This window comes from Phyllobacterium sp. A18/5-2, from assembly GCF_025452215.1.
Taxonomy (GTDB): domain Bacteria; phylum Pseudomonadota; class Alphaproteobacteria; order Rhizobiales; family Rhizobiaceae; genus Phyllobacterium; species Phyllobacterium sophorae.
Map to the genome: position 1 here is coordinate 2,526,705 of NZ_CP104966.1, position 17,675 is coordinate 2,544,379.

Annotated in this window: 15 protein-coding genes and 3 pseudogenes; 10 read left to right on the plus strand and 8 right to left on the minus strand. The window is 56.6% G+C overall.

The genetic code is table 11. From position 1 onward, the window contains the following. Positions 1–51 precede the first annotated feature (51 nt). Complete coding sequence (locus tag N8E89_RS12515) at positions 52–417, minus strand: DUF2267 domain-containing protein (RefSeq protein ID WP_106666496.1); 366 nt, start codon at positions 415–417, stop codon at positions 52–54. A 334-nt stretch (positions 418–751) separates the two neighbouring features. On the opposite strand from N8E89_RS12515, the pseudogene N8E89_RS12520 reads away from it, so the two are divergent. Continuing rightward, positions 752–2,279, plus strand: a pseudogene (locus tag N8E89_RS12520) (helicase HerA-like C-terminal domain-containing protein). Positions 2,280–2,287: 8 nt separating this feature from the next. Here the strand turns inward: N8E89_RS12520 and N8E89_RS12525 are convergent. Next, positions 2,288–2,983 (minus strand): DUF924 family protein, encoded by a 696-nt coding sequence (locus N8E89_RS12525; RefSeq protein ID WP_245448963.1) that lies wholly within the window; start codon positions 2,981–2,983, stop codon positions 2,288–2,290. Positions 2,984–3,069: 86 nt separating this feature from the next. On the opposite strand from N8E89_RS12525, the gene N8E89_RS12530 reads away from it, so the two are divergent. After that, a complete protein-coding gene (locus tag N8E89_RS12530; RefSeq protein WP_106666499.1) occupies positions 3,070–4,017 on the plus strand; it encodes a LysR family transcriptional regulator in 948 nt (315 codons plus the stop codon). Between the two features lie 122 nt (positions 4,018–4,139). Here N8E89_RS12530 and N8E89_RS12535 read toward each other — a convergent pair whose 3' ends face one another. Next, positions 4,140–4,853, minus strand: coding sequence for a L,D-transpeptidase (locus N8E89_RS12535; protein WP_106666500.1), 714 nt, complete (start codon positions 4,851–4,853; stop codon positions 4,140–4,142). Between the two features lie 423 nt (positions 4,854–5,276). On the opposite strand from N8E89_RS12535, the gene N8E89_RS12540 reads away from it, so the two are divergent. Together N8E89_RS12540 and N8E89_RS12545 are read left to right on the plus strand one after the other, a co-directional pair. Further along, on the plus strand, positions 5,277–6,155 hold the full coding sequence (locus N8E89_RS12540) for a branched-chain amino acid aminotransferase (protein ID WP_106666536.1): 879 nt from the start codon (positions 5,277–5,279) through the stop codon (positions 6,153–6,155). Between the two features lie 251 nt (positions 6,156–6,406). Next, a complete protein-coding gene (locus N8E89_RS12545) occupies positions 6,407–7,006 on the plus strand; it encodes a superoxide dismutase (protein ID WP_106666501.1) in 600 nt (199 codons plus the stop codon). A 93-nt stretch (positions 7,007–7,099) separates the two neighbouring features. On the opposite strand, the gene N8E89_RS12550 is transcribed toward N8E89_RS12545, so the two are convergent. Together N8E89_RS12550 and N8E89_RS12555 are read right to left on the minus strand one after the other, a co-directional pair. Further along, positions 7,100–7,555 (minus strand): ATP-binding protein, encoded by a 456-nt coding sequence (locus tag N8E89_RS12550; protein WP_262260061.1) that lies wholly within the window; start codon positions 7,553–7,555, stop codon positions 7,100–7,102. 786 nt (positions 7,556–8,341) lie between these two features. Further along, entirely contained in the window at positions 8,342–8,893 is a 552-nt protein-coding gene (locus N8E89_RS12555) for a putative pterin-binding protein (RefSeq protein WP_262260063.1), read from the minus strand. Between the two features lie 102 nt (positions 8,894–8,995). On the opposite strand from N8E89_RS12555, the gene N8E89_RS12560 reads away from it, so the two are divergent. Continuing rightward, positions 8,996–9,691, plus strand: coding sequence for a sulfotransferase-like domain-containing protein (locus N8E89_RS12560; protein WP_146147848.1), 696 nt, complete (start codon positions 8,996–8,998; stop codon positions 9,689–9,691). A gap of 2 nt (positions 9,692–9,693) precedes the next feature. Here N8E89_RS12560 and N8E89_RS12565 read toward each other — a convergent pair whose 3' ends face one another. Next, the gene (locus tag N8E89_RS12565) at positions 9,694–10,338 is read right to left on the minus strand and encodes a DNA-binding response regulator (protein ID WP_106666505.1); all 645 of its coding nucleotides are present in this window, start codon (positions 10,336–10,338) and stop codon (positions 9,694–9,696) included. A 177-nt stretch (positions 10,339–10,515) separates the two neighbouring features. Here N8E89_RS12565 and N8E89_RS12570 point away from each other — a divergent pair, with 177 nt between their 5' ends. From N8E89_RS12570 to N8E89_RS12590, 5 genes and pseudogenes are all read left to right on the plus strand, one after another. Further along, positions 10,516–10,827 carry a hypothetical protein gene (locus N8E89_RS12570; RefSeq protein WP_106666506.1) on the plus strand — a complete coding sequence of 104 codons (312 nt, stop codon included), beginning with the start codon at positions 10,516–10,518 and terminating at the stop codon, positions 10,825–10,827. Between the two features lie 1,016 nt (positions 10,828–11,843). Continuing rightward, positions 11,844–12,224, plus strand: a complete 381-nt coding sequence (locus N8E89_RS12575; RefSeq protein WP_106666507.1) for a hypothetical protein — start codon at positions 11,844–11,846, stop codon at positions 12,222–12,224. A gap of 176 nt (positions 12,225–12,400) precedes the next feature. Next, positions 12,401–12,853 (plus strand): c-type cytochrome, encoded by a 453-nt coding sequence (locus N8E89_RS12580; protein WP_106666508.1) that lies wholly within the window; start codon positions 12,401–12,403, stop codon positions 12,851–12,853. A 148-nt stretch (positions 12,854–13,001) separates the two neighbouring features. Next, positions 13,002–13,932, plus strand: a pseudogene (locus tag N8E89_RS12585) (c-type cytochrome). Positions 13,933–14,080: 148 nt separating this feature from the next. Continuing rightward, a pseudogene (locus tag N8E89_RS12590) lies at positions 14,081–15,050 on the plus strand (aliphatic sulfonate ABC transporter substrate-binding protein). 45 nt (positions 15,051–15,095) lie between these two features. Here the strand turns inward: N8E89_RS12590 and N8E89_RS12595 are convergent. Together N8E89_RS12595 and N8E89_RS12600 are read right to left on the minus strand one after the other, a co-directional pair. Then, complete coding sequence (locus N8E89_RS12595; RefSeq protein ID WP_106666510.1) at positions 15,096–15,434, minus strand: metallophosphoesterase; 339 nt, start codon at positions 15,432–15,434, stop codon at positions 15,096–15,098. Between the two features lie 115 nt (positions 15,435–15,549). Next, entirely contained in the window at positions 15,550–17,655 is a 2,106-nt protein-coding gene (locus N8E89_RS12600; RefSeq protein WP_106666511.1) for a S9 family peptidase, read from the minus strand. Positions 17,656–17,675 lie beyond the last annotated feature (20 nt).

Consider the following 17,675-nt stretch of genomic DNA (forward strand, 5'->3'; position numbering starts at 1 on the left):
CAAAACGCGCGCCGTGAGGCGCGCGCTTTCAATCATGGGGATGTGGTTCGATCAGACGAACTGGCTGAGGCCAGGAATGGAATTCACCACCTCGTCGACCGGACCGGAACCGGCCTTTTCACGAGCAAAAGCAATGGTTTCCTTGGAAATCCCGGTGATTTCGCCCATGCCGAGGCCAATGCCCATCAGCTTGGAACCGAGACCCATGACGCCAGGCATCAGGCCGGAAAGGAGGCCTCCACTGCCTTTTGCTTCGGCGATGGCAGCTTCCGCGCCGGGGAAAGCGGCAATGAGCTGGTCAACCTTGTCTGCAGGAGCTTCTTTCTGCAGGAATGCCAGAATCAGCCCAACGGCCTTGGCGGCAGTAGCCGGATCGGTGCCGACGTTGGCGGAAATGCGCGCGATGAGTTCGTCCATGGATGTAATCTCCCGTCAATCATGAATTACGTTTACGTAATATGCGGGAATATTCTTCCGCACAAGCTCTTGAGTCAATCTCATTTTGTACCTCTCAACCGTGGGCAACCAGAATGCAACGAATGAGTGAAATTCATCGGCCAGATTCGGTGTTTTTTGCGCGGGAACCGCTTCGCTGGCGCCAAAGTCCTGCATTTCGGTTCGAGTTGATCTCAGAATTCCGCCGACCATCCGCAATTTTCCGGACACGTAAAAATCCTAGGCCATTGTCGCCTGAGGATTGGCTGTTTATACCGTGGATAGAGTGACACCGACGGGACGAGGACAAGACGACATGGCCGATGACAGTATTTTCCTTGGTGCAAGCCGAAAGCCCGATGACACTTACCAACAGGCCGAACAGCTGCTGCTGAAATTCGGCAATCGGCACGGTCTGGTGACCGGCGCAACTGGCACGGGCAAGACAGTGACGCTGCAGGTTCTGGCGGAAGGCTTCTCGAAAGCCGGCGTTCCGGTGTTTTGCGCCGACATCAAAGGCGATCTTTCCGGCATCGGCGCCAAGGGCGAGGAGAAGGATTTCCTCACCAAGCGCGCTGCCGACATCAAGCTCGACCCCTATGAGCTCAGCGCCTCGCCGGTGATCTTCTGGGACATTTTCGGCGAGCAGGGCCATCCGATCCGCGCGACCATTTCCGAAATGGGGCCGCTGCTGCTGTCGCGGCTGATGAACCTGACGGAAGCGCAGGAAGGCGTTCTCAACATCGCCTTCAAGATCGCCGATGAGGAGGGGTTGCTGCTTCTTGACATGAAGGACTTGCAATCGCTGCTCGTCAACATTGCAGAGCGCGCCGAAGAAATCTCCGCGCGCTATGGCAATGTCACAAAGCCATCAGTCGGCGCAATCCAGCGTTCATTGCTGGTACTGGAACAGCAGGGCGGTACCAAGTTTTTCGGTGAGCCAGCGCTCAAAATAGCCGACATCATGCGCACGGATACGAATGGCCGCGGCCTGGTCAGCGTACTTGCTGCCGACAAGCTGATGATGAACCCGCGGCTTTATTCGACCTTCCTGCTGTGGCTGCTGTCGGAACTCTTCGAGGAACTGCCGGAAATCGGCGATCCGGAAAAGCCGCGCCTGGTCTTCTTCTTCGATGAGGCGCATCTGCTTTTCAACGAAGCGCCGAAGGCACTGCTTACCCGCGTCGAACAGGTGGTGCGCCTGATCCGCTCCAAAGGCGTTGGCGTATTTTTCATCTCGCAGAATCCGCTGGACGTGCCGGAGACAGTGCTGGCGCAGCTCGGCAACCGGCTGCAGCATGCATTGCGTGCCTATACCCCACGCGAGCAGAATGCAGTGAAGACCGCTGCCGACACCTTCCGCGCCAATCCGGACTTCAACACGTTCGAGGCCATCACCAATCTCGCCACCGGCGAGGCGCTGGTGTCGACGCTGGCTGACAAGGGCGTACCATCGATGGTGCAGCGCACATTGATGCGCCCGCCGGCAGGGCGCATCGGCCCGCTGACCAGCGACGAACGCCAGGGCTTGATCAATGCCAGCCCCGTCGCTGGCCTCTATGACGAGATGATCGATCGCGAGATCCGCCTATGAGCTTTTGCAGAAAAAGGCGGCGCAAACCAAAGTCGATACCGCTGCCGAGCAGGCTCAGGAAGCGGACAGCACCAGCGGCTGGAGCCTTCCCGATATACTTGGCGGCGGCAAGCCAGGTCCGCGAGGCGGCCAGCCAAGGGGCCGCCAGACAGTGGCCGAAGCGGCCATGAAGTCGGTTGTGCGTTCAGTGGGAAGTTCGCTGGGGCGGGCGCTGGTGCGCGGGATTTTGGGGAGCCTGTCGCGGCGGTAGTACAAACGCTAGCCCCGGTAGCCGCCCTCATCCAGATATTGCTGCTCTTCGGCAGTCATGGTCCGTCCCAATATCGGGTTGCGATGCGGAAAGCGCCCAAACCGCTTGACGATGTCGCAGTGCCGCCTTGCATGCGAAAGGTTCGGCTCGCCCAGCCGTTTGCAAAGTTCGACCGAAAGCAACTGATCGGCGAGATTTTCTGAGTGACCGAAGGGCAGGTACAGGAAAAGCCGCATGCTGGGATCGACGCCCGTATCGTGACCAGCTGCAATCGCGGCGCTGGCGACCTCTCGCACCAATGGGTCAGTCGCATACATGCGCGGCGTTCCCCGAAAGGCGTTGCGCGGAAACTGGTCAAGGAGAATTGCCAACGCCAGCGCTCCGGCCGGCGTTGAAATCCAATGGGAGAATTCGCCGCGGGCTGCTGCTTTGTGCAGATGGAGGCATCGATCGGTGAACCGGCGGTCAAAATCATCGTCTTTGGCGAACCAAAGGCCGGGACCTGCCGCACGCCAGAATTCGACGACGGATTCACTCTCCGCCAGCGCAACTCTTGCCGGCCCGGCACTGTCTGTGCTGTCGCCGGTCCGTTCATGATCTGGTGCGACAAACGGCAATCCGCCGGCGAGCGAAACGATCTCGAGATAGGTTTCCAAACTGGCGGGCATTTTCAGGCGCGGGGCCCATTCATGCTTCCAGGACATTTCAACCTCCTATGTGCTGGGCATAAATTCGTATCCGCAACATTTCAGATGCGCCGTATTGAATCCAATGATATGATTTCAGCAATATGCTGAATGAAATTAATCTGAACCGCGTAGATCTCAATTTGCTGGTCCTCTTTGCAATCGTCCTGGAGGAGCAGCATGTCGGGCGGGCTGCCGAGAAACTTAATCTTTCGCCCTCAGCTGTCAGTCATGGATTGAAACGGCTCAGGCGACTTCTGAACGATCCGCTCTTTCTCAGGACACCAAAAGGCATGGTGCCCACGGCGCGCGCGATGGAGTTGCGGGAGCCGGTCTCTGACGTTCTCGCACGCATTGGAAATATTGTATCGACAGCCGAGACCTTTGATGCGCGCACATCTCGACGGCGCTTTACGATTGGCGCACCAGATGGTGTTTCTGCGGTACTCCTGCCCCCGTTGCTCAGTGAGCTGCAGAGATCCGCACCGGGTATTGACCTCGGCGCAAGACAACTCTTGCCGCCCAACAGGGCAAGAGGACCCCAACGTGCGTGGGAGCCCGTGCTTGACGAACTGGAAGCTGGAACTCTCGATATTGCAATTGTGCCGTTGGCGACTGTGCCCGCCCGCTTCACCAAGATGCCGCTGTACGAAGAGACCTTCGTGATCGCAACGCGGGCCGGGCATCCCTATTCGCGCGACCCCACTTTGGATCGCTATTGCCACATGCAGCACATCGTTGTGTCGCTCACCGGCGACAGTCACGGGATGTTCGACGACTATCTCGTTGCGCTCGGCCGCTCGCGCAGAGTTGCTTTGACGGTGCCAAACTTCATGCAGGCCATGTCAATGCTGAGCGAAACAGATTTCGTGACGGCCTTGCCGAAACGGCTCGCGGAAACCTATGCCAAACGCTTCGACCTTGAGATTACCCAGTCGCCCGTATCGCGCCCGCCGGACCAGATACTCGCAGTGGCGACCAACGCCGCCCTGATGGACCGGGGAGTGGCCTGGCTATTTGGACTTGTGCAGCAGACATCGCAGATTGCCTGAGCAATGGTTTCGATACTGTTTTCGTGTGATCAGACCAAATCACGCGCAATGCCGAGACCGGTATGCACGGTCTCGCGGCTTCCCGCCCACCACTGGCCTTTCCATGTATGGATCAGGTGTGACTACGTCACCAGCACCGGGGTCTTGTTTGGTACGCGGTCGTAGAGATCGATGATGTCCTGGTTGATCAGGCGGACGCAGCCGGACGAAACCGCCTTGCCGATCGACCACCATTCCGGCGAGCCATGCAGGCGGTAGAGCGTATCGACGCCATCCTTGAAGAGATAAAGCGCGCGGGCGCCGAGCGGATTCTTGAGACCTGGCTGCATCCCGCCATTCCTGGCGCTGAACTTGACCAGCTCCGGCTGGCGGGCGACCATCTCGTCCGGCGGGGTCCAGGTTGGCCAATGGCGCTTCCACTGGACAACAGCCCGTCCGGACCAGGCAAAGCCTTCCTTGCCGATGCCGACGCCGTAGCGGACGGCCTGTCCGCCTTCGCGCACCAGATAGAGAAATTTGTCGTTGGTATCGACGACGATGGTGCCCGGCTGTTCGCCGGTCGGGTCCTGGACGATCTGGCGCAGGTAGCGCTTGTCCATCTTCTCGATAGGGATCGCCGGCAGCTGAAAGCCGTCATCTTCGCGTGCCGAATACATCGCCGCATAGGAGGCGAATGCCGGATCGACATCCATTTGCGGCTGCATCAGCGGATTGCCGTAATCATCGACCTGGATGACGGGCATGTCCTCGCGGATTTGGGCGCAGCCTGCGAGGCCTGCGGCCGCAGTTGCTGTCAACGCAGCAAGAAAGCCGCGGCGGGAAATTGTATTTTGCATTATTGAACCAAATTCGTGGGAAGGACGGGTTGAACAAGCACCGGTGTGGTCGCTGTACTCTAAACGCACAATGAATATGGCGGCTAACCGTTGACAATAGGGCGCAAACAAGGCGACGCGGGGACTGTTGCGCCGCAGCAACAAAAAGCTCTCGCGCAAGCCATTCGCGCGTTCAACTGCGGATAAACACTTCGTGAGAACGCCGGTTATCTCTCCCCTTGTGGGAGAGAAAGGATTTTCCCGGATTTAGCCTCTTCGCTAAATCCTTGGAAAATCCAAGTGAGGGGGTAGTTCAGTGAAGCAAATCCCCTCTCTTGCGATTTCTAGCACTTAGCAAAGAGGCTAAGATGCTGAAATCGCTTTCTCCCCCGCAAGGGGGGAGATAAGGTGGCAAAAATTACCAGCAGGAACGGAATCAACATCATGGCGGTCAATACTCAGGCTCAGACAGTGACTTGGACCTATGTCGATGGCGACTGGTATGAGGGCAACGTGCCCTTGGTGGGTCCGCGCAGCCACGTTATGTGGCTGGGGTCGTCGGTGTTCGACGGCGCCCGCTGGTTCGAGGGTGTTGCGCCCGATCTCGACCGGCATTGCGCCCGCGTCAACGCATCGGCGATTGCGCTCGGCCTCAACCCGACCATGAGCGCCGAGGAAATCGTCGGCCTGACCCATGACGGATTGAAGAAATTCGACGGCGAGACCGCGGTCTATATAAGGCCCATGTATTGGGCCGAACATGGCGGGTACATGGGCGTGCCGGCTGATCCGGACTCGACGCGGTTCTGCCTGTGCCTCTACGAAGCGCCGATGATCGCGCCGACCGGGTTTTCAGTTACCGTCTCGCCGTTTCGCCGCCCGACGTTCGAGACCATGCCGACCAACGCCAAGGCGGGCTGTCTCTATCCCAACAATGGCCGGGCGATCCTGGAGGCAAAGTCGCGCGGCTTCGACAATGCGCTGGTGCTCGACATGCTCGGCAATGTCGCCGAGACCGGAACATCCAATATTTTCCTGGTCAAGGACGGGCATATTTTCACGCCCGCTCCGAACGGGACATTCCTTTCGGGCATCACGCGCAAGCGCACCATCGACGTGCTTGCCGACTATGGTTTCCGCACCACGCAAACGACCTTGAGCGTGCAGGATTTTCTTGGTGCCGACGAGATTTTCTCGACAGGGAACCATTCGAAGGTCGTTCCCGTTACCCGTATTGAAGATCGCGATCTTCAGCCGGGTCCGATCGCCAAAAAGGCGAGGGAGCTTTATTGGGAGTTTGCACACTCGACGCCGAAAATTTAACCCTCAAACCGGATGAGACGGAAATATTGATCCGTTCCGCATTGCTCCCGAAGAAATACGGACCTATGTAACGAACGCAGGTTTTGTCAGGATGACGTCTACGCCATGGCGGCCTGCAAAAGGCGATTTTCTGCGGCCCGGTGCTCATGAACCCAAAAGTTCACTGTGCTCCGGTCCTCGAAAACCACTATTTTCGGCTGCCCTGACCTAAACGCGTTTTCGGCACAGATTATATCGAAGAGGAGACTTCCATGGCTTTCGAACTGCCCGCACTGCCGTATGATTACGATGCGCTCGCCCCCTTTATGTCGCGCGAAACGCTTGAATATCATCATGACAAGCACCACAAGGCTTACGTTGACAACGGCAACAAACTGGCTGCCGAAGCCGGTCTCGAGAACCTTTCGCTCGAAGAGATCGTCAAGCAGTCCTACGGCAAGAATGCCGGCCTCTTCAACAATGCGGGCCAGCATTACAACCATTTGCATTTCTGGCATTGGCTGAAGAAGGGCGGCGGCGGCAAGAAGCTTCCGGGCGCGCTCGAAAAGGCCGTTGACTCGGATCTCGGCGGCTACGACAAGTTCCGCACCGATTTCATCGCTGCCGGCACCACGCAGTTCGGCTCCGGCTGGGCCTGGCTCTCGGTCAAGAACGGCAAGCTCGAAATCTCCAAGACACCGAACGGCGAGAACCCGCTCGTCCATGGCGCAACGCCGATCCTCGGTGTCGATGTCTGGGAACATTCCTATTACATCGATTACCGCAACGCCCGCCCGAAATACCTGGAAGCGTTCGTCGATAACCTGATCAACTGGGACTACGTTCTCGAACTCTACGAAAAAGCCAAATAATCGGCTTCTGGATCAGGAAAGCGGCCCCGTCACAAGCGGGGCCGTTTTTGTATGCCCTACTGCCTCCAGACTGGAGAGCCCTATGGCAGTTGTCTAAATCGTGTAGGTGATGCGGACGCTGGTGCCTATTCCCGCCGCGGACGTTATGTCCAGCTTTCCCGACATGCTCTTCACCAATTCAGCGCAGTTGGTGAGGCCGAGGCCGACATGAACACCGGCTTTGGTGGAGAAAAATGGGTCTCTCGCCTTGGCCAGCAGGTCCGGGCTCATGCCAGTTCCGTTGTCGACGACGGTCAGGATCAGCTGCGAGGGCCGCAGCGACCGTTTTTTGACGGTAGCTCTAATGGAAATCGCCGGATCCTCCCGCGCGGCAACGGCATTGATCGCATTGCCGACGAGTTCGTCGATCAACAGATGAAATTGTGAAGCTGGTACGCAAACCGCACGCGCCTCGGCATCGGCTTCGACGCGGGTATCGTATTTGCAGTTTCTGACGATCTCCTCGATGAGTTTGCCGAGCGGCGCGGGTTTTGATCTCGGCGCGCGCATGTCCGATTGTCGTCAGGGCCTCGGTGATCGAATCCAGCTCCAGAATTGTTCGCAAGGCGGCCTCGGTCATTTCCGGCGGCGGAAGTGTTCTCGCATCGAGATAACCAAGAAATAACCGCAACGCGGCGATCCGGGTACGTGTCATGTGAGCAAAGAGCATTGAAAACGATCGGATGTGATGGTCCCTGTCCCTACCCACCTTGTTGTAGTGATAGATGGCAATCGCAGAGAGGATCAGGGCCGAGACTGCGCCGAAGAGCCTCAGTCTGTTATGGGCGGCGTCAGTCTGGATTTGTGCCGCAACCCTCAACCCCTGGCTATTGCCGACGGTCCTGCTTGCCACCTCAACAAGATAGTTGTCGATGGCCGCCATTGAAACTAGGGCGGACCCATAGCCACGTTGCGTTTTTCCGACCGGAATGAGATCGCTGTCGAGCCTGTTGATTGCTGTCTGCAGGCCGAGAATGTTTTGGTTATCCAGGAACACATGCGCATATTCCAAATGCGCCAGAGATTTCAGATTGAACCGCAGCAGCTTGACGTACTGAGACAAATGGAAATTCTGCTCCCCAGTCTTGGCTGCCAGTTCAAGATAGCCCGTTATGCGGGCAACTTGCTCCTTGGATTGGGAAATTCGGGATCTGATTTCCAGCGCCTGGCCATATATAGCCTCCGTTTGCTGCCTGTAGGATTCGGAACGGGATATCGACCAGATGCTGAGACCCAGCGAGACGAAGAGGCCCACGCAGAGCGCAGCCGGAACAAACTGACGAAAAGGGTACCGCATCAGATGGGCCGCACCTTCACCACAAACCATACCCATATGGCATTTCGGCCGGGTACATAATTCCTCGGAAGGTTCTTCAATGGCCAGACCAGATAGAACGGACCACCATCGTCGACCGAGAGGGGGCGATAGGTCTGATTGGCCTCACAAAGACTTCGGCTCCGATCCTCATCCGTACAGCGTTGTTCGATCGCCAGGATTGGAGAATAGGCGTCAATCTCAACCGCACTTATCCTCGAAATGAAATCGTTATACGCAAGAACTTCGAACTCCCTGGCGCCGGCAATGCCGTTCTTTGCCAGGATGTCCTTGAGCAGGGGGCCACGAAATTCTATCGTACCTAAGCCGCTCCACGGCGTAGCAGTCGTCCGCTCCTGCAGAACATATTCTTTGCGCAAGGATCTGATCGTGTACGTTGCGGTCGCTTTGCCGGCAGTGTCTTCTATGGTCAAGGTGTCGGGGTCGGGTGCCTGCGCCTGTGCTTGAACGATCGAGATTGCAGAAGCGAATAATAATAATCTTGGAATAATTAAGAATTTTAATCTAGACAACGTAATCTCCATAGTATATATTAAAAAATATTAAATTAAATCAAAATATTACAAAGTATATTAAAAATTATGTTGTTAAATATATGGTGCACTCCAAGATCGTTGTCGACGGCATTTGAAAAAATGGTGGCAAACAGGGGAGATTTCCTAGTTTTTGGCGAGCCGTATTGCCAAATATACTTAAAATATAGAGAAGCGAATTATTCCAAAATTGCGGCTGTTTCGGAGTTTGAGGTCCTTACCAAAGGTATATTAGCTGCAAGCAAAACAAAAAATGTCTTCGTGAAGGAGATGGCCCATCACGTTATCGATTATATTGATGGCGACCTAATCGAGAATAGCGTTAATACGTTTCTTATCAGGCATCCACAGTTTTCAGTCCCATCTCTATACAAAATCCTCGACAATTATACCGACGAAGAGGCGGGGTTTGAAAAGCAATTGCAGCTTTTCGAATGGGTTAGGGCAAAATCTGGCCGTGTTCCCATTGTCATCGATGGCGAAATCCTAAGACAAAGTCCCGCAACCGTCGTCAAAGGCTATTTCGATGCACTTGGCCTCGATCCGATGCTTGAAGCGCTGAACTGGAATGAGGGGAGCCGTCAGGATTGGGTCAGTAGGGAGGCCTGGCACCGACAGGCGATCAACAGCACAAAGTTTCTGCCTAACTCGACTGCTATCGATCTTGATATGTATCCGGCGCGGGTTCGCGAAACGGTCGAGCGCTTTGCGCCAATCTACGAACACATGCGGAGTTTCTCGATCCATGAAGTTCGTAAAAGAGCCGGAACCCCTTGACATCAAAGCGAATCTGGCAACTGCCCTGATTTCAAAAGTTTGGCCTTTGCGCGTTTATAATAGCGTTCGGCCGATGCTGCATCGATGCTCATATGCTCACCGAGCTGGTCATAGATTTCCTTCCGGCTGACGCCGGCAGGGCGTTGCATCATCCAGGCGAGGACTTCCTGCTCTCTGGGTGACAGGGCGGTATGATAGATTTCCGGGGCGACGCTTGTCTCATGCATGATGCCCACGCAATAGCCATGATCTGAGATGCGCTCCAGGATGGTGGACATTGTTCCAGGTTTCAGGCTGTTCTTGGCGATATAGCCAGCCACTCCCATGGTGCGGCAAGCCTCCCATTCCTTCTCGCTGTCCGAACCGGTTATGACAATGTGGATTGCCGTCGGGGATCGTTCGACGATCGTCTTGATCACTGTCATGCGATCGTTTTCCGACCTTGGATCATAATCAGGCAGACCCGGATCAATCACAACAAGTGCGAAAGGGACTCTACGCAATTGCTCCAATGCCGACGTCATCGTGGCAGTCGCGTGGACTATGGAAAGGGGCAGGGCCGCCTGCATCTCCTGCACGAGCGCCAGCCGCATGAGGTGCTGGTCTTCGACGATCAATATCTCCTGAATCGAATTCGACTTCGTCATATAAAACAGCTGCTTTCAAAATGTGCGATCACCAATGCGGGCACCGTAGTCGAATCGCTCGAAATCAAATAGGGACAAGGTTGTCACTTTTGCGAAGTGTGGAATCCACTTAAATCGATCGTACGAGATGACAACTGCTTTTCAGGCGCCGCAATTTTGAAGCCCAGACCATTTACTATGAACGACAATTTCATGGAGGCCAGAATAGAAACAATTCTATTGATGTTGGCTATAAATTTTCATAAGGAAGCCCGGTGCGAGGTCGAACGGCTTGAACAGGCCCGGGCGAAATTCAAAGCCGCTGGGGTTGAATACCGGCTAATCGATCGGCGTTTGCGCTTTGCAAGGGTTATTGAACGGCAGTCCAGGGATGAATTGCTCCGTTGCCCCGCGAATACTATTCAAGATGTTGCCGCCAAGGCTGTGCATTTACGCCAAGCCTTATTTCATGACCAAACGATTAGCGAAGCGAGTGAGCGCTCTTTATAAATAACTATAGCTATTTTCATACCTATCAAGAATATCTGAAGTTATTCTCATACCTATCCAGGCGGCATTGTCGCTAGTCGTGCACACGGCCCCGTCATACTGGCGGGGCCGTTTTGCATTGATTGCGCCACAGAATTGGCAAGGAAGTATCCCAGCAACAAGCCGAATACCGACTGTCAAATAAGCAATTGCTTGAGTATCAGCGGACGCGCCGGCATTCGCCGTGGAGCGCCAGACCTGCGTGTCGGACGAGCGGCGCATCGCAATCGTTGGGGCGCTAACCCATTAAAATATATATAAAATTTTAGCTGCATCATTAACGCTAATGCCCGGATTGATTCTGACAGCGGGCAAAGAAGATGGTGATCTTGGTGCAGGGCAATTCAATGCCCGTGGTCAGCTATGGGCCAAGGGCGATGTTGAATCCGATGCCCTGGATAATCATCAGACTTTAGTATAACGTGTCGGCGTTAACCTATTGAAAGCCTTGCAAAAATGCGAGGCGATCACTGGAGGTGCTATGCGAAAATTTGCCTCGATCCTTTGCGTCTCGATCCTAACCTCAACATCTTTTTGCCCGATTGGTGCGGCTGGCGCTCAGACTTTAAACGTTGGGTTGACGATTATGCCGGCACATAGCCTGGCCCGGCCAGATTCCCTGGCCCGAAAGGCCAATAGCAACACCAACGGCCATACGCGCATCATAGAGTATTTCTCTCCCGATTATGAGGGCAGCCGCCAGAAACTCCGGCAGCAGAACGCTCGTCGAAGTGTTGCTGCTTCAGTGGTTGCACAATCCACGGCGGGCCTGTCATACCGATGATGAAAGGGACCATTTCCACAGCCGTTTTCACGAATGTGAATTGTTTGATTCGATAAGTGATCAGGCAGAGGTCATCCTTTACTCTGCCACATTCGTTGTTCATCCAAGGTTCATGGGATTGGACTTAAGTCTAATCCTCTAGGGACGTTAACGTTGAAAGCCCTTCCCAAGCGGGCATTTCACTGGAGGAACAATGAGAAAGTTGATTTCTGCAATATGCGCCGTCTTGATATCGGTTGGAACCTTCGGTGCGGCCGAAGTTGCAAACGCAGCGCCGCTTACCGTTCAGAAGCCGATTGAAGCGGCCACGAACAATCCAAATGTCGAAAATGTGCGTCATCGCGACCGCTGGGACCGCCGCTGGGACCGGAGACATTACCGCCGGCATCATGGCTGGGATCGGCGGCACTACGGATGGGACCGCCGTTACCATAATCGCAGGTGGGACCGCCGCTGGGATCGCCGCTATTACCGCCGGTGGGATCGTCCACGCTACTATCGCAGCTGGGACGATGGTCCCTACTACAACCGTTATTACCGCAGAAGCGGTGTCAACGTGATACTGGATTTCTGACAATATGAAGAGCCCCGGTCAAATTGACCGGGGCTTTTTTTATGAAACCCGAACACAGCGAACATACGAAAATGTGATCGCCAGGTGCGGGTGCTTTTCGCGATCTTTAATCTAGAGTGCCAGCCGGAAACCCTTGAAGCCAAACCATTTTAGCCACAAGAGTTGGGAGAGACTCCATGAACAGACTGATTTCTTTTGCTGCGGCGCCGTTGCTTGCCATCGCAGTCTTTTCGGCGTCAGCGAATGCCGATCCGATCAAGGACCGGCAGGCGATCATGAAGGATCAGGGAAAGACCGTCGGCAGCATCACACCCATCATCAAAGGTGAAAAGCCCTTCGACGCTGCTGCCGTGATCGCTGCGCTCAAGCACCTCAATGAGGACGCGCAGAAGATCGATCCGGCCACACTGTTTCCAGCTGGCTCGGACAAGGGCGGCGAGACGACCGCTTCGCCAAAGATCTGGGAAGACAATGCCGGCTTCACGGCCGCATTGGCCAAGTACAAGAAGGACGCGGCCGAGGTAGCTGCGGCCGAGCCGAAAGATCTCGAGAGCTTCAAGGTGGCCTTCAACCAGGTGACGGAGAATTGCGCCGCCTGTCACAAGGCCTTCCGCATCAAGAAAGAGTAGCGACCTTTGATAACCTCACCCCGGGGGTCATCTGACGTGATTTTCTGCGCTTCCGGTGCTCATGGACTTGATGTCCACTGCGCTCCGGTTCGCGAAAATCACGCCAGCCACCTCATCGGGCTGGCTTCTCAAGAGATCGCTTTCTAACATGATGCGCAAGCTTGGATTGCTCATTATCCTGCTGGCGCTTATTGGCGGGGCCGGGTTCTGGTTCCTGACGGCTCCGTCCCATGTCGATCCGGCGCGCCTCGCGGCGGTGGCCCCGGGTGACCCGCAGCGAGGCATGAGCGTTTTCTGGCAGGGAGGCTGTGCTGCCTGCCATGCCGCACCGGGCGCCAAGGGCGATGCCCGGCTCGTGCTGGCCGGCGGTCTCAATCTCGTCACGCCGTTCGGCACGTTCGTGACGCCGAATATTTCTCCGTCCAAACAGGGCATTGGCGACTGGTCATTCGATGATCTCGCCAATGCCATGCTGGAAGGCGTCTCGCCCGGCGGCAGGCATTATTATCCGGCCTTTCCCTACACGTCCTACGCGCGGATGCAGGTGCAGGATATTGCCGACCTCCATGCTTTCCTGAAAACCCTGCCGCCGTCGGACAATGTCGCCGGGCCGCACAAGCTCGGTTTCCCGTTCAATATCAGGCGCGGGCTGGGATTGTGGAAACGCCTCTATCTGTCTCCAGAACCCGTACTGACGATTGCCGATGCGAGCGACGCGATCAAGCGCGGGCAATATCTGGTGGAAGGCCCCGGCCATTGCGGCGAGTGCCATACGCCGCGCAATGCCATTGGTGGAATGGACAAGACCCAGTGGCTGGCGGGCGCCACGGCAGCGGAAGGCAAGGGCGTGGTTCCGAATATTACCGGCGGCGAGGGCGGCATCGACTCGTGGTCGCAGAAGGACATCGCCTATGCGTTGGAGAGCGGCTTCACGCCGGAGTTCGATCTCGCTCGGCAGCTCGATGGCTGACGTTGTCCTCAACACGGCGCACCTCGAATCCGCCGACCGTGATGCAATCGCCGCCTACCTGAAAGCGGTGCCTGCACATCCCAATGGCTATCCCGCACCCGCCAAGTGATTTCGCACACTTCGCCAAAGCAGGCATGATTTTTCCTTTACCGGCAATTGTTCGGCAATTCTGACGTCGATGGTACCGGTCGTTTGCGCCATGCTTTCCGGCAAGGTGCCCCCGGGGTGGCGCCAGGGTCATGGAAAGGGAAGCTCCAATGTTGAACCGCAGACAGACACTCGCTCTCTTGGGCGGCGTTGCCGCCGCCACAGCACTGCCATTCGCCGCCCGCGCGACTTCGCAGCCCCTGAAAACATTGCGCATCGGCTGGCAGAAGAATGGTGTGCTGGCGCTGGCAAAGGGGCAGGGTGCACTGGAGAAGCGCTTCGAACAGCGCGGTATCAGCGTGAGCTGGGCGGAGTTTTCCTCTGGCCCCCCACTCCTGGAAGCGCTCGGTGCCGGTGCCATCGACTTCGGGCCGACCGGCGATGTGCCGCCGCTTTTTGCGCAGGCCGCGGGCGGGAATCTGCTCTATGCCGGAACATACAGGGGCTCACCGGCAGGATCGGCCATACTGGTCCGCAAGGATCTCGCCCATCCAGTCGATCGCCGACCTCAAGGGCAAGCGCATCGCCTTCAAGCGAGGATCGAGCGCCCACAATTTCACGGTGAAAGCACTACGTTCGGCCGGGCTTACGGTTGCGGACGTCACCGCGTCCGACCTTTCGCCTTCCGATGCGGCTGCGGCCTTCACCGCCGGCCAGATCGATGCCTGGGCGATCTGGGACCCCTATTTTGCCGTTGCCGAGAAGAGGCCGGAAACGCGGGTCCTGGCAACTGCCGAGGGTATCGTTGAATCATGGTCGTTTTTTCTCAGCAACGGTGACTTCACCGCGGCGCATGGCGATGTGCTGACGGAAGTCTTCGATGAACTGACCATCGTTGGCAGAAGCGCGCAGGAGAATCTCGACGAGACGATCAAGACGCTTTCGAAGATCACTGGCGTGCCGGAGGACATCCAGCGCGTTGCCCTGACGCGCAAGGGTTCAGATCTTGGCAGCGCTGCCGCGATCTCTGACGGCGCCGTCGCCTATCAACAGGCTCTGGCAGACGAGTTCTTCGATCTCAAGATCCTGCCGAAGAAGCTCAATGTCAGCGAAGTTGTCTGGAAGGGCAGGCCCGCTTAAGCAGCCGTCCATCAGGCTGGTCTCTCGAACAGGTCTGTGGCCATCCTACCGCCGTTCGCAGGCGATCGTATTGGATGTCGAGGCGATGTATTTGCTCTGCATCGTGTAAAGCCAGCCCCGGCATTCGTCGAACGAACGGAAGCAGCGATAGGCCGAGACCGGCCAGCGTGAATCGCCGTTGGAAATGATCGGTGAGTCCATGTACCCTTGGAATCGCCCGATGATAACCCCGCTGCCACGTGGCGGCGGGCTGCAGCGCTGACCGGCATATTCGCTGACATTCTTGCGAACTGCGGCCTGCACGTCGCCCGCATCCACGAGCGACAGTACAGGTTGCGCCAGGAAGCCAAGACCAAGCATCAGGACAAATGCGCTTCGTTTCATCTTAAAATCCTCCGTCGGGATCGATTATACTGAAATTGCCGCGCGATTGCGCCTTAATTCCAGCGTTCAGATGCCAGGAACGGAGCCAGACCCGCGCAAGTTTCGGCGCGGTGGATCACATTTGCGTTTTTCCCACCAGTTTCAGCGCATAGGCATAGACGTAGGCGATTTCTTCCAGCCTCGAGAAACGGCCGGAGGCGCCGGCGTGGCCCGCATCCATATTGATGCGGAAGAGCACGGGATTATCATCCGTCTTGAGCTCGCGCAGTTTTGCCACCCATTTTGCCGGTTCCCAATAGGTCACGCGCGGGTCGGTGAGGCCAGCGACGGCAAGGATCGGCGGATAATTTTGTGCGACGACATTGTCGTAGGGCGAATAGGAGGTCATGTAGGCATAATCGGTCGCCGATGTGATCGGATTGCCCCATTCGGTCCATTCCGGAGGCGTGAGCGGCAGCGTGTCGTCGAGCATCGTATTGATGACATCGACGAAGGGCACTTCCGCGATAATGCCGCCAAAATTTTCAGGCGCCATATTGGCGATTGCACCCATCAGCATGCCGCCGGCCGAACCGCCCTGCGCAACGATGCGATCAGGGCTGCTGAAGCCCTGTTCGACGAGATGGCGCGACGCGGCGATGAAATCCGTGAACGTGTTCATCTTTTTCAGGCGCTTGCCGTTCTCATACCAGTCATAGCCCTTGTCCTTGCCGCCGCGAATGTGCGCGATGGCGTAGATGAAACCGCGATCGGCCAGCGACAGGCAATTGGTGTTGAAGCTTGCCGGGATGGTAATGCCATAGGAGCCGTAGCCATAGAGCAGGCAGGGCGCCGAACCATCGATCTTCGTATCGCGGTGATAGACGATGGAAATGGGCACGATCTCGCCGTCAGGAGCGGGTGCGAGCAGGCGGCGCGTTACATAATCGTCGGGATTGTGGCCGGATGGAACTTCCTGGGTTTTCAGGAGCGTGCGTTCACGCGTGCGCATGTTGTAGTCGTAGAGCTGCGTCGGGGTGGTCATCGACGAATAGGAGAAGCGGATGACTTCCGTATCATATTCCGCGCTGCCCTGCAGACCGAGCGCATAGGCCTCCTCATCGAAAGCAATGGAATGCTCTTCGCCGGTCTGACGGTCGCGAATGAAAATGCGCGGCAGGCCGTTCTCGCGCTCGAGCCAGACCAGATGATTCATATAAGCCGAATGTCCGAGCAGCAACCGCCCGGGCTTGTGGGCGACGACCTCGGTCCAGTTAGCCTTTTCTGGCGCTGTGACCGGCGCACTCATGATCTTGAAATCCTTGGCGCCGTCGGCATTGGTGAGGATGTAGAAGACGTCACCGCCTTCGGTCAGGCTGTATTCGATGCCCGTCTGCCGTTCCGCCACAAGTTTCGGCTCGGCGGTGGCATCGTTTGCGGGGAGAAGCCAGATCTCGGACGTTTCGTGGTCGTGCATATCGATGAAGATGAAATCGTTCAGCGTGCTGCCGCCGACGCCGAGGAAGAAGCCCGGGTCCTTTTCCTCGCGGATCAGCCGGTCCTCGCTCTCGGGCCGGCCGAGCTGGTGGTAGAACAGGCGGGACGGCCGGTGGTTGGCATCGACGCGCGTATAGTAAAAGCCGTCCGACTGGGCATTCCAGACGCCGCCGCCGGACGTGTCGCTAACTGTTTCAGCAGTGTCCTGCAATGTTTCGAGATCACGGACCTTGAGCGTGAAGAACTCCGAACCCTTGTCATCGAAACCCCAGATCATCTTGCTGTGATCGGGGGAATGATCGGCGGAGGCAAGGCGGAAATAAGCCTTGCCGTCACCTTCAAGATCGCCATCGAGCAGCATGGTCTCCGGCCCGCCGTCACGCGGCGTACGGAAGAAGCGCGGCTGCTGGCCGCCGGTCTTGTAGGATGTACCGTAGGCAAACGGGCCATCCTTGGCAGGCACGGATGAATCATCCTCCTTGATGCGTCCCTTCATCTCGCTGAAAAGCTTTTCCTGGAGAGGTTTCGTGTCGGCCATGAGCTCCGACTGATAGGTATTTTCCGCTTCGAGGTGCGTGCGGATCGCCGGATCGAGCGTGGAGGGATCGCGAAAAACGTCCTGCCAGTTTTCTGCACGCATCCAGCCATAATTATCAACACGGGTTATGCCGTGGCGGGTATCGGAAACAGGTCTCTTCTCGGACTGCGGAGCAGGGATGCTGGAAAAACGCGACGTGCTGGTCATGGAAAGTCTTTCAATAATTG